Below are 13,431 nucleotides of genomic sequence, written 5' to 3' on the forward strand. Positions count from 1 at the left end.
CTATTGGAATTCTACATCAATACATTCAGAAAGCAGATATTTCAAATCAATCGACATATTGTACCCTGTTAAGCATTCGCCTGTATCGGTGTTTATCCAGTCGGTTGCATTAGACACAAACTCCCAAAGTTTATAATTTTCAACCGTGCGCACATTCGCTTCTTTTTCTTCTTGTTGAGGTAAGTTAAACCCAAAACGGTCAAATATTCGTTTTCCTTTCATTGCTGCGTTTATGTTATCCATAGCACGCGCATATATTTTCATATCCTTTTTAATACGCTTTTTGTCATTTGGGTTGGGTTCTGTAAAAACTTTAGTACCGTATTTAATCGTTTCAATCAAATCACGTTCTAAGTTTTCAACTGCTCTAAAATGCTGTGCTTTTCGTGTGCAATGAAACTTTCCGTTTCTGTTCCATTGTTTGCGCCATTCCTGTACTAAATAAAGTGCGGTTTCTCTGTTCGGCACAATAATATGATAATGCGGATTATATGTGTTTTTACTAGGGTTAAAATTACATTCGAGAGACTTAATACCTATTAACCTCATCTTTGCGCCGCGATGGTGTCGCTGTCTACATCTATCATTTATTTTTCTGAAAGCTTTTTTCATTCCAAAAATCCAACGTTGTAATTTATCTGCCTTTACAGACTTTACGGTTAAGGTAACGAAATACGGGTTTTCCCAATTTTTTAAAACAGGATAGTATGTATGTATTTTATCTGCTTTACGGATGGCATTGCAGATTGTACAGTAACGTGTTTTGCAGTAATTGGTATGAAGCCTTTTATTATGTTCCGTTAGAGTTGTACAGCAGTAGTAAGCATTCCAGTAAGATTTTGCCCGCTCGGCTGCTCCCTTGTCTTTTGCTATGTCAGCTAAGCTAAATAACATTGCGCGGGAAATCGTTTTTCTTTTCGCTCTATTTATGAGTGATTCGTTACCTATCATTTCCGTGCCATCGCCCGCTATTTGTATGTGTTGAGGTTTTTTGCGCTCATTGGCTGTCACGCTTTGTGCTAATGTATAAATCGTATGTAGATTTTTCATAACCTCTGCATTGAAGTTTATCTCATCTTTCAAAAACTTATTCCAAACCTCACTTCTCAATGAATAAATTATTTTGCTGACGTCTTTATCATCCAATAGCTTTTTCTTTAATTTTGGTCTAGTTTCAAATATTTCATCAACTATTTTTTGTGATGATCTTATATAATTTAATCTAGTTTGTTTTATAAACTTATTGAAATAGTTTGCTACGCTTCTGTGTCTGGAGTGTTCTACTTGACAAATATTCTTGAGTTGATCGAAAATAGTTTCAATAATAGCTCTTTTTCTAAGATGATATGCGTCACTCATTGGTGTTAGTAATTTAGTTTTCATATTCTTTCTGAGTTTTGTTACTAAATGGATTCCACTAGTGAACAATTCAGTAAAAAGTGATTTAGAAATATATCCTTTATCGCCAAATAGTTTACCAAAAAGCTTTTTGATGAATGCCTTAAATCGTAAGGGTTTACGATCATCAGTATTACCTTTTGTTATCATAAAGTCAATAATACCACCTTGATCATTAGTAATAATATGTAATTTAAAGCCATAGAACCAACCAAGCGAACATTGTCCACGCATAGCAATATTTTTAAAGACTTTATGTTGGTTAATGCGTCTTTTATCACAAACTCTAAGTGGTGTAGAATCTATAAAACTGATTCCTGTGCAATTGGCTAAACCACAAACTTTAAGGTAAATAGCAAGTGGCATGAAGCTTTCTTTTTTAAGTTCAACCATACGATTGTATGATACCAAAGTAGGAAACTCATTTTTTAAATGCTTACAGACATATCCTAAATAAAATTCTTTAAATGTTTTATAGCCTGATAAGTGAAAAATCACTTGAATAGTCATTACCTCAGCCAAGTTCATTTTAGTGTTACGAATACGTTTTTTACCATTAGAGAGTAAGTTTTTGTGCCAAAAAGGAACAAATTCTTGACAAAAATCATCAATTGAGCAGAAAATTTCAGTAATTTTATCCATAGAGCAGACTGTTTTAGTTTATTGAAAATCAACACTTTAATTTACTAAATTTTCTGCTCTTTTCTATGGAAAATATTCAAGTTCTTACGTCGAACTCACGTTATTTAATGAACTTGAAATTTGGTACTGTGTAGTCTTTTTTCATCTAGCCATAATTCAAAAGTGTAAATTCCTTTCTCATAAGCATTTCCGTTTTTATTTCCCCATCCGTTTAAAAATAGATATTTATAAGACCTTTTATTGGTATTTATTCTTCCTTTATAAATATAAGAATAGCCCATTGGTGATGATGTTCCAAGCATTAAAGTTCCATCAGGTTTAAAAATTTTTATTTTAAATTTGAGTTCTTTTTCATAATAAAGTGGACTCAAATAGGTAATTCGCGGATACACATATTTAACATTTGAATAAATTTTACTTCCGTATGCCTTATTGTCTTGTTGAAATGAAATATTAGACACTATAATAGTCTTATTACTTTCTATTAGATCTTGTAGATCACTATTTTTATCGACAAGATTTTGAATGTAATTTTGAGTTTTTTGATTTTCTTGCTTTAAGCTAAATACTTCTAGATATGCCGTCTCTTTTTGAATATGCTCACTATTATATGTACTATACCAATATATGGTAAGACTGAAAAAAAGAAGTGCTATTAATGTAGAGACTATAAAATGATTAATATAACTTTTGGTGATTACGGTTGGTATTTCTTTTTTACCATATTCAGTATTTGGTATGTAGGCTAATGTTTTTGTTTGTTTACAACATTGTCCTCTTTTCGTATTTTCCCAAACTTCATGTAAATATACAGTTTTACATACAGCGCATACACACACTTCATCACCAACTTTGAGTAACTTTTTTGTTACAGGATCTACACGATGATCTGCAAGTATTGAAGTATGCTTTTTTCTGTTGATGATGATAGTGTTGCTCATTTTTCTAAAATTCTATTTTAAATGGTAAATATTTCAATGTATTTGGATTATACAATATTGATTTGGTTATCTTTTTTATACTTCCAATGACATGAGCTTTTCTACATATTCTTCTGAGACATATATACCAACTTTTTCAAAAATTATAGTATCACCAGATTTTAAATGGTATGTTAATTTCTTTGTCCAAATGCCCGAAGTTTCGATACGAGCAATGTCTTTTAACCAAATTTGATGAAATACTTTATCGATTCCGTTTTTTTGTAATACTCGGTGATTGGTTAAAACAAACCAAGGTTCATTGTCTTCATCCGAAGCATCGTTTACCCAAATGAGGTATTCGTTTGGTAAAGGAGCTTGAAAATTTTTAAAAAAGATTGATATTGAATTTCCATTAGCGGGGCGAAAAAGATCGTAGAAATCATAGAGAGACAGATTAGCAACTACTCTGAAATTCATTCCAATAAAATTTAACTTTCCCTAACTCCATGCTTCATAAGATTGTTCGTAAAATGATTTATATTCTTCTGGAATTTTCCATAGTTTTTCAACTTCATTCGACAAAATTTCTTTGGGTGCTTCTTTTTGTTTTACAGCTTTTACTTAGTTCGGGATCGTCCTGTAGAGTCCCAAAATCCCAAAAAGCAAAGGTATATGCAAAGGTATTACCATATAAAAAGAAAAAAATATAGATAAATCAGATAGAGCAAAAACTAAACAAAGACCAACAAGATAACTAAAGAATATAACGGGAACATATTTTTGCTTGGGTATGCTAGGAGATCTCCAACAAAGACCTATTTGTTCATAGATAGGTTTGAGTGCGTACCTTAGGATGGGTTTAAACGGTTTTGAGGCACTGCTACGATATCCTGCATCGTGGCATATACTAACCTTGGAGCCAAAATTTTCATCAAAATATATAATAGCACTTATACTGGCAATACCAAAGAATACTGTTTTATCTAAATTTGGAAATTCTATATCATGATCTAACTTTAGTCTTTGTTTAAAATTTACATATATATCCTTATTAAATGGAATGAGAAAAAGTAGTTTTTTAGGAGGTACTAATTCCATTGCTTGATCTATTTCCCATTTTAAGTGTTCACCTTCTCCAATTCTGACCAGTACAAAAGCGGAAGTTTTCATCAAGTACTTTATTCTTTCTCTCCATTCTCTGCTTTCGAAATTGATTTGAATGGCTCCTGCATTTGGCAGTTCTGTTTGGGGATTTGCTGCTGATATAAATTTTCCAAATCGATTGAACTCACTAGCTAGAATTTCTTCTTCTGTGGTTAGTTGAGGTAAATCAACACCTCTGATTTGATAAGCAGGTTGGGTTTTGGATGTAATGAAGTCATCCGTAAATGATCGAAGATATAATACCGTATTATCCGCTTCGGATTCTGAGAAAATAGTAGCCTTGTATTTAACAGTTATTTTTTTTTCTCTAAGAATAAGATAGTGTCCAATTTTAATTATAGCTAGACAAAATATGAAAACCAATAAAAGTGATACTGCCCAAAAGAGTAATTCTAGACTAAAGCCAACCCTAGTGACTTTATAACCAGCAGATACTATACCTATAGCTCCTATTCCATATAAAATATATCCTGTTATTTTAAAAAATATTCCTAAAATATATAGTCGCTTTTTTTCCATGTCTTAGTAAAATTTTTAATTAATAAAACGTTGATCTTATAATTATTACAAATATTAAAAACATTTATACTTGTGATTTTTTACCTAGTTGAATTATTTTTTGTGTTTGTGACTATTTCATAAAAAAGGTATGACTAACCTTAATTTAAGGTGATAAAACGAACACAATCTTTAGTTAATTAGATAGATTTTCAACTGTATTTACAACGCTTTAATTTGATACTCCCATTCAAAAAAGTTCATATAGTATATACCTTTATCGTGTGGACCTTGGATAGAAATGGTATTATCTGAAATAGGATACTCATCATAATCACTTATAGATGTTAAGCTAACATTTCCTTGATTCGTCATATAATATTCTCCTTTATTCACCATACAATTAAACTTTAAGGTTCCTAAACCATCTTTTATAGAACCATTATATGCCTCACAAACCAATCTATCATTTTTATCATAGATTAATGCTCTCATAAAACCTTGACCTTCTGCTTCAATTTTAACAGATTTAAAATAGATTGGTCGATGAACTGTAAAACTTATTTTAGTTGGAGTTTTACCAGATTCTAGAGAGTAATTATGAATTTCTTCATATTTAACTCCAGTTATGAATTTTTTAGATGATAAAACAGTATTTGCATTTTTCACTTTAGCAGATAGCCTTTCTGACCTTTGAGAAGATAAATCTAATCTAGTTTGCAATTCTTGTTTCTCTTTGTTAAGTACTGAGATTTCATTTTTTAGGTGTGTTATGGTACTATCTAATTTATTTTTATCATTATGAGTAGAAGCATATTTGTCTTGCTGCTGTTCAAAAATTGAAGTATATTTATTTTGTATTGTCTCATTTTCAGTATATAAATAATAACAACCTGCACAAGCGATAAAAGTAGTTACAAGGAAAAAAACAAATATTCCTTTGTATGATTTTTCAGCTTTTTTTGAAGAATATTTTTCCTTTTTGAAATCAATATTTGTAGCATTTGGAATTTCTTTTAGTGTTAAGTTTTGATCACAACAACTATTTCTTTGGGTATTTATCCAAACATCTTTCAAATAGACTGTCTTGCATTTAGCACAAACGCATACCTCATCTCCAACTTCAAATAGTTTTTTAGTTATTGGATCAGTACGATGATCTGCCAAAAAAGAGAGGTGTTTTGACCTACTGATGATTATTGAATTATTCATTTTTATTCACTAAAGAATCCTTGAGAGTAGAATTTTGTATTAAAATAGGTTGCTTTATACTATCGATAAGTAAAGTATCATTATAGATGATGTTATCTAAATTAGTATCGTGTGTATGTGATTCTTTTATCTCATTTGGAATAGGATCATTTTCTTTAATTACTTCATCTTTTTGAATCACTAGATAAATACTAAATACTATCACCGTCAGTAGAAAGATTGTTGAGCTCAGAATTATCAAGCCTTTTTTTTTAAAGCTATTATTACTCGATTTTTCTTTAGTATCATCAGCGTCTGTATAATTTACATCATCATCTTTCAGTACGTATCCTTTGCATTCTTCAGCCTCTTTACCTACAAAAGCTTTCCAAATTTCCTTATGAGGGTTTAGTATGACAGCATAATGCCAATTTTGATTGAAAAAGCGATATTGAGTATTCATATCTGTACCTGACATATATAGACTCAACTCATTTGGATGTGTGTGATACCAGCCAATTACTTGAATATTATCGTTTTTTTCTTCGGCTATTTCATCTGCATCGTTTAACATTTGTGACCAAGTTTCATGTGACATTTCTAAATACGTAGGATTTCCCTTAGCTGTTTTACCTATCACAATATCCTCCACGATTGCAAACTGCATTTTTCTTTTTTTATCAAAAAATACTTTTCCCAGAAGAATACCTCCTTGTTCGTTTTTATTTATCGAAGTCTTATGATTCCCCCATTCAATGTGATTCCATATTTGTTGTTTTGCTTTTTGAGATATGAACAGCAAACTATCAGATTGAATATTTTTATTTCTGGAGTTGAGATTTTCATCGATTTTAAAATCTTCTTCTGTTAATTCTTTTTCTTCAAGTTCATATTTTTCATTAGCTGTTATATTGAATCTTTTTTTGATTTTAAACTGTGCTTTTTTACTAGAACTTCTCTTGTTTTTATCTGAATCAATATTGAACTTTGGTTTTTTAATTTGTTGATTTGAATCTGAGGGTATTAGTTCTTCTAAAAAAGTATCTGTTGGGGGAATGTTTTTATCTCTGACTATTTGATCTGAATACCACTGATAAGCTTTTTTATTTCCAATATTATCAGGGTTGATGTAATTTTTATGAAATTGTAGGGATAGAATCATTTCTTTCACATAATCTACAACACTATCATGTTTTCTTAAAGAGCCAACCCATAATGCCTTTTTATTAAATAATTCTATTTGAGTATACTTATTTAATAAATCCAAGTATGGAATAGGACTAAGAAGCCTGAAGTTTGGATGATAAGGTACTTCTAATCCTTCCTTAATAAAAATCTTATAAATAACTTTAGAATCATTTTTCTTTTCCAGTACTAGTTGAAATTTAAACCCTTTTCCGATTTCACCTTTTGAAATGTAACTTTTCACTTTCAAAGTAAAATCTACAATGTAAGAGCCTTTTTTAACATCTAAATAATTGATTTTGTTTTCTTGGAAAAAGCTTAATAGTTCTTGTAATTCTCTGTCAATTGATTTTCGTATTTCCATAATTAGCTTTTTAAAATATATCCATTACATTCTTTGGCATCTAATCCACTAAAAGCTCTCCATATCTGCTTTTGAGGATTTAAAACAATGGCAAACTGCCAATCTTTAGAAAACATTGTTCGTTGCGTATGTAAGTCTGTCCCAGACATAAATACAGATAATCTTCCTGGATGTGTATGATACCACCCGATTACTTGTAATTCTTCATTTTTTTCAGAATCGTCATTCATAGCATCAAGATTATCCATCATTAATTTCCATGTATGATGATCAAATTTCAAATATGCCATAGAACCTTTGGCAGTAAGCGCTGGAATTGCATTTTTAGCGTAACCAATGATTCTCTTCTTTTTTTTATCTTCATAAGAATGACCTATTAATAATCCGCCTTGTTCTACCGAATTATTAGCTGTATCCTTATTCCAATCAATATGACCAAAAATAGTTTCCTTTGCTTTTTGAGAAAGAAATATCTCATTTAGTGTTCCTAGTTTTTGGATATCAGAATCGTATTCATCATTCTTTTCTAGCGAAATGTTTTTTTCTAATAGTTTTGGAATATATTCACTAACCGTTTCGTGTATACTAAATTTCTTATTCATATTATTTTAGTTTTAACAACCATCTGTTGCCGGAATTATTCTAATCGTATCATTATCTTGGATAGAATTTTGAGAAAGTGTTCTTGTATTATCTAACTGATGAGCTCCTTTAAGTACAAGATTATACCCATCATCACAAGCAGGCACAAAGTCATTAGCAATCAACTCTGATACTATTTGTTGCCCAGTCATAATATCATCCAAAGTGACTGAAATAACTCTTCCATCAGTTGGGTGCATAAAATTTACATTGATAACCTCAGTCTTAACAGGGCTTATCTCGTTGCTTCTAATAGTATTTTTTTTATTTGTTTTTTCAGGTGATACGTTATTATTACCTAGAAGATTTCCTCCTATAAATGTTAACTCATATCCTTGACTATTTGCAAGTATAAAGTCATTTGCTATCAATTCACTTATAATTTCGCCTCCAGTCATTGTATTATCTATTGTTATACTAATGAACTTACCATTTATAGGATGCATGAAATTTAAGTTAATAGATTTTTGATCGAGAATTTTGAATTTCTTTTTTATTCTATTGTTAAAAGTGTTCATGTTATATTTTTTGAGTTTATTTACTTAAGTACAAATCCTTGACATTCATGAGCTTTTTTACCGTTAAAAGCCTTCCAAATTTGTTTTTTCGGATTTAAAACAATTCCAAATTGCCAAGGCAATGGAAACATTTTCTGCATATCCATATCCTTTTCTGACATATAAACTGAACGGATTCCTTTGTGAGTATGATACCATCCTACAACATATTCTTTATTGGCAACAGTTTTATTTTTATTATAGATATCTAATTTGCTTAGCATGACTTGCCATGAATCGAATCCATACTTTTTTTCATTAATTGAATCCTCTTTAACAACTGCTGGAATAATTGACGTAACTATAGAATAATAGAATCTTTCAGAACTATTCAAATATGGTTTTCCTATTAACAAACCTCCTTCTTCATAAGCATTAGTAGCGATTTTGGCTCCCCAATTTATTTCTTTAAATAATTGTTTTCGTGCCATAGCCGAAATATAAATTCTACTTGAACAACTGTAAGTTGAATTCAAAGAATTAAACCTATCAAGTGTTTCAAAGTTTAATATATCCTGTTCTTTTGGCTCATGAAGAATAGTTTTATTTATGTGAAAAAAATACATATTTCAGTTTTATTGATTGGCTACTTAAAAAAGAAAAATATGTTCTTTATAAGGCTCAGCCTCAATTAATTTTGAATTTTTTCTTTGCTTGAAATTGCATTGTCATTTTCTTCTTTGTAGGATCAGGAAGTATTGTGCTATCGCAAGGAAATATACCGCTACGTTTATGAGACTTGTACCAATTATTTGCACTTGAATTGGCGGGACTATTTTCATTAGTAATGTCTAAATCGTACTGTAATGTACGTATCATTCTTATGATATGATGTCCTAAGCCTTCAGACATTAACCATGTTCCATAACACCATTTTCCAGCTCTATACCAATTTGGGTGGTATACAATGGGTTTTGATATCATTTCAACCTGTGGCGCTGCAATCGGATAATTTGGAGGTAGCTTTACAGTAATAGTATGTGAGTTTCTATACTTAGGACCTTCTCCTACAATACCTCTAATATTAATGGTTACTTCATATTCCTCAACATACGGAGGAGTGCCTTTTGTAGCTTTCCAAGAAATTATACTTCCTTTTATATTGACCATTTCTGTATGGTCATTTTTTAACCGTAAGTTTCTTATTTCTTGTGGTGTCATACGCTCTGATTTGAAGAATTTAATTGTCCCGCATCTGTTGCTGGAATTACTCTAATGGTATCGTTGTCTTTAACAGCATTTTGAAAAAGAGTTCTTGCATTATCCAATTGAGCGCCACCTTTTATTGCCAAATTGTACCCGTCACCACTTGCTGGCACAAAATCGTTTGCAATTAACTCTGCCACAACTTCTTGTCCTGTCATGGTGTCTTCTATTGTTACAGAAATTACTCTTCCGTCTGTTGGGTGCATAAAATTTACGTTTACATCTGCCATAATTTTGATTTTAATTAATTGATTTTAAAATTGTGTTATCTGCTAGTTTATAATATTTATATTCGTTTTGTTGATTTAATACTGCGAGAATTTGCATGTGCGGTACGCCTAATTGATGTAATGTGAAATTAAGGAGTTCTTCATCTGAATTTTCTAGACTAAATTGTTCTTGAGAAATTTTATGTGTTTGAATTTCTTTATCCGTCTTTGAATAATTACTACCTCCATCTTTACACTTTTTACAAATAAATTCTTCTGCGTCAATTCTAAAAGTGGGACGCATTAGTTTAATTTGAGAATCACAAGTTCTACAAGAAACACTTTTGATAAAACTTCTGTCTCCTCTAAAGTCTAACGAAGCACCTTCTCCTGAAAATTCATCTTGTGTTATATGTTCTAAAAAATCCTTTAGTTTAATATGTACGTCTAATGATAGCTCAGTTACATTAGGGTAACTTGCATGTGCTGTACAACTTTCATTTATATTTTTAGAAAATATATCAAAGTCATTGTTCTTCCCTTGGAAGTATATTTTTTTTCCGATGGCAACTTCTTGACCACATAAAAACTTAACAGCTTCTTGTACTTGTATGGCTGACACAATCGCTGAAGTAATTTGAGTTGTAGGCATTTTATCTTCTTCAAACGCTTTTAATTTTGCTTGATCGCAAGAATATCTTTTATTTGAGTTTGCGAGTTGATTAGGTGTTAGGTTACATTCGTAACATGGTAGTTGTGGCGGATGGTAAAATTCTACTCTCAAACCTAATTCATACATGCCGCTATCAATCCATGGTGTTTTTGTGAGCCAGCATTGCCTGTTGATTGACATGCGAGCCTCTACATTATCTAAACAACCTAATACTAGATCCATTTCATCATAGATTCCTGTGCCAAGTTCCCAAACTAAGTCTCCATGAAACCAGTCTATATTTATATCATCATTGAATGCTAGTTCCTTTACTCTTTTTGCAGCTACTTCAGCTTTCTTCTTTCCAACATCATCTTTTCGAAATAGCACAGTTCTACTTAGATTAGATGTATTTATAGTATCAAAATCTACAATAAATATATTTCCGATTCCCAGTAATGCTAAATTTTTCAGGGTTTCATTCCCTATGGCTCCAGCTCCTACAACCATTATTTTTGCATTTTTCAGTTTGTCTTGACTCCACCATGATATTCGTTCTTGCCTATCAGTTGGGTTTTCTTCAAAATTTATACTGTTTTTAATCTCGAATTTTTTCATTATTTATTTTTTTTACCAGATAAAATCACATCCACCTTTTTCAATACTACACTTCCATCGATTATTATGTTTAATAATTGTTCCGGATGAATTACATCTTGGACAACTTCTAGGACGACTGCTATTTATAATATTAAATTTCTCATCTTTTACAGGAACTCTTCTCCGATTGGTGATCTGAAATTTTTTATTTGTTGGGTTGTTGATGTTAAAGGTTTTTTTTTCTGTTTCAGTTATGTCATTATAGATTTGTTCAGTATGTATTTCTTCTTCTGAAAACATATTCTTAATTTTTCGCCATGCTCGTGATAAAAAATTCAATTTATTCTGTTTTTTGATGTTGTTTAATATTATGCACCTCTTTTATGAGCGTCTTGAGCATAAGAGTATTTTGCTTTTTCATACTCCATTCGTTGGGTCGAGGATGCCAATCAAATAGTACATCAAATAAACGAGCACATGCTTTTTCTTTTTGATCTTGATTTACACATATTGCGTTTATTATAGCGGGATAACTTCCCATTATGTGTATGGACTCACATGCTTTGTGATAATGTTTTAATGCATTTCGATATTGGTATATTAGTAATGCTATTATCGCACTGAACGGAAGTAATACCGATGTTCTATATATAATTTGAGTAGATATTGCTGTATCCAACCAATTTTTATAATGTAAAGGAAGAATTAAAAGAAATATTAATGTTATAACAGTTATTATGGTTAAGCTAAAAAACAACCAATATTGAAGCGAATATTTACGTTTATCTCTTTGAAAAGGTTTTTTTTCGGGTTTTAATAAGTCTTTTAAATCTTCAATCCCTTTACTAACAGTATTCGTTGTACCATTAGCTATTTTTAATAGGTTTATTTCTGATTGTTTCTCTTTAATTACATGACGTAATATTTTTAAGATGATTTCAGTTCCTTTTTCTTTATCAGTAGATTTTGTTGAGACATAATCGTTAATTTCTATGACAAACTCTGCAGGATAATTGATTTCTTCAGTTTCAATTTCATCTTGTATTGCCACAATTGTATCTGAAAGTATTCCCATAATTATCCTTTTTTGGTTTGAATGTTATAAATAATTTTTAATAGTAGTTCATAGAATTTTTCAATTAAAAAGCTATTCTTTACATTAATTGGTACTAACAAAAAACCTATCCTATCTTGCAACTCAGAATTTGAACTATATGAAAATATTATTCCTTTTGTATTGACTAAAGATTCTAATACTAACACATAAGTGTTAGTGGTCACTGATAAAAGTTTACAGCTATCTAGGTTTATGAAATTGAAATATATTTCAACACTTAAAAGAATTTTATTTTCAATGTAAAACTCAAGTACTACTTTGTCTTTATCACATAAGACTTTATTAAATAATAATTCTGTATTGACCAAATGCAACTTAAAATGTATTAGAGGAATTATATCACATAACTCTTCAATAATTTTTTCAGTATCCATTTTAAAATCATTTAGCACAGTATTTGGTAATTCTGTTAATGTTTCACTTTGATTACAATGAATATTCAAAAAATGTAATGTCCATATATCTTTTAAAAATACCATCCTACACTTCTTACAAACAACAACTTCATCTCCGACACCAATTAACTCTTTACTGACAGGGTCTTTTCTTTGATCAGCTAAAAATGCTTCGTGCTTGTTCCTATTAATTGTTATAACATTAGGTTCATTTACCAGATTAGAATTATTACTTTCAGGTTTAATTCTATTTTTTTTAATTAATCTTTTATTGATTGTGTTAGCGATAGCTTTAGGATCTGAATTCCACTTTATATATGCTATTTTTTTTATCGTAACTGGAAGTTCTGTATTCTCATACAATATTGGAATGAAATAATTTGCGTCTGTTTTTAATCGCTCCAGTATAACCTTTAATTCAAGCTGCGTGTATTCTCCTAGAAGATATTCTTCTGAAAGAATTGCTAAAGCAATTTTAGCAGAATCTCTAAATAATTTAGTCAGATTATCTCCTAATTCAAACCCTGCATTCTCCTCTTGATTATAAGGATAGTAATAAGTATTAATATTTAATCTTTCTAAAGCTATACATATACCTGCTGCAATATCTTTTTGAGCTTCTGAGAAAGAAATAACAACATCGTATTTGTGATTTAGTATTTGCATCTACTATTAGATAAATTAACAA

General features: G+C 30.4%; 15 protein-coding genes. All 15 read right to left on the reverse strand.

The genetic code is table 11. The features are described from left to right. Positions 1-2,040, reverse strand: coding sequence for an IS982 family transposase (locus tag KORDIASMS9_RS23575; RefSeq protein WP_162820126.1), 2,040 nt, complete (start codon positions 2,038-2,040; stop codon positions 1-3). A gap of 104 nt (positions 2,041-2,144) precedes the next feature. Continuing rightward, positions 2,145-2,981 carry a hypothetical protein gene (locus tag KORDIASMS9_RS22550; protein ID WP_114905019.1) on the reverse strand — a complete coding sequence of 279 codons (837 nt, stop codon included), beginning with the start codon at positions 2,979-2,981 and terminating at the stop codon, positions 2,145-2,147. 75 nt (positions 2,982-3,056) lie between these two features. Next, entirely contained in the window at positions 3,057-3,440 is a 384-nt protein-coding gene (locus tag KORDIASMS9_RS22555; protein WP_114905020.1) for a hypothetical protein, read from the reverse strand. A gap of 144 nt (positions 3,441-3,584) precedes the next feature. Further along, on the reverse strand, positions 3,585-4,646 hold the full coding sequence (locus KORDIASMS9_RS22560; RefSeq protein WP_114905021.1) for a hypothetical protein: 1,062 nt from the start codon (positions 4,644-4,646) through the stop codon (positions 3,585-3,587). Positions 4,647-4,847: 201 nt separating this feature from the next. After that, entirely contained in the window at positions 4,848-5,792 is a 945-nt protein-coding gene (locus tag KORDIASMS9_RS22565; protein WP_162820127.1) for a hypothetical protein, read from the reverse strand. Positions 5,793-5,829: 37 nt separating this feature from the next. Further along, the gene (locus KORDIASMS9_RS22570; protein WP_114905023.1) at positions 5,830-7,365 is read right to left on the reverse strand and encodes a Mov34/MPN/PAD-1 family protein; all 1,536 of its coding nucleotides are present in this window, start codon (positions 7,363-7,365) and stop codon (positions 5,830-5,832) included. Positions 7,366-7,367: 2 nt separating this feature from the next. After that, on the reverse strand, positions 7,368-7,967 hold the full coding sequence (locus tag KORDIASMS9_RS22575; RefSeq protein ID WP_114905024.1) for a Mov34/MPN/PAD-1 family protein: 600 nt from the start codon (positions 7,965-7,967) through the stop codon (positions 7,368-7,370). Between the two features lie 12 nt (positions 7,968-7,979). Then, a complete protein-coding gene (locus KORDIASMS9_RS22580) occupies positions 7,980-8,525 on the reverse strand; it encodes a hypothetical protein (RefSeq protein ID WP_114905025.1) in 546 nt (181 codons plus the stop codon). A 20-nt stretch (positions 8,526-8,545) separates the two neighbouring features. Next, positions 8,546-8,995 (reverse strand): hypothetical protein, encoded by a 450-nt coding sequence (locus KORDIASMS9_RS22585; RefSeq protein WP_162820128.1) that lies wholly within the window; start codon positions 8,993-8,995, stop codon positions 8,546-8,548. 196 nt (positions 8,996-9,191) lie between these two features. Beyond that, the gene (locus KORDIASMS9_RS22590) at positions 9,192-9,674 is read right to left on the reverse strand and encodes a ubiquitin-conjugating enzyme E2 (protein WP_162820129.1); all 483 of its coding nucleotides are present in this window, start codon (positions 9,672-9,674) and stop codon (positions 9,192-9,194) included. A gap of 47 nt (positions 9,675-9,721) precedes the next feature. Next, complete coding sequence (locus KORDIASMS9_RS22595) at positions 9,722-10,000, reverse strand: hypothetical protein (protein WP_114905028.1); 279 nt, start codon at positions 9,998-10,000, stop codon at positions 9,722-9,724. Between the two features lie 10 nt (positions 10,001-10,010). After that, the gene (locus tag KORDIASMS9_RS22600) at positions 10,011-11,249 is read right to left on the reverse strand and encodes a ThiF family adenylyltransferase (protein ID WP_114905029.1); all 1,239 of its coding nucleotides are present in this window, start codon (positions 11,247-11,249) and stop codon (positions 10,011-10,013) included. Between the two features lie 12 nt (positions 11,250-11,261). Next, on the reverse strand, positions 11,262-11,531 hold the full coding sequence (locus KORDIASMS9_RS22605) for a hypothetical protein (RefSeq protein WP_114905030.1): 270 nt from the start codon (positions 11,529-11,531) through the stop codon (positions 11,262-11,264). 40 nt (positions 11,532-11,571) lie between these two features. Continuing rightward, positions 11,572-12,306 carry a hypothetical protein gene (locus KORDIASMS9_RS22610; protein ID WP_114905031.1) on the reverse strand — a complete coding sequence of 245 codons (735 nt, stop codon included), beginning with the start codon at positions 12,304-12,306 and terminating at the stop codon, positions 11,572-11,574. Positions 12,307-12,308: 2 nt separating this feature from the next. Beyond that, positions 12,309-13,409 (reverse strand): toll/interleukin-1 receptor domain-containing protein, encoded by a 1,101-nt coding sequence (locus KORDIASMS9_RS22615; RefSeq protein ID WP_114905032.1) that lies wholly within the window; start codon positions 13,407-13,409, stop codon positions 12,309-12,311. Positions 13,410-13,431: the final 22 nt, after the last annotated feature.

The sequence above is a fragment of the Kordia sp. SMS9 genome (assembly GCF_003352465.1).
GTDB lineage: Bacteria > Bacteroidota > Bacteroidia > Flavobacteriales > Flavobacteriaceae > Kordia.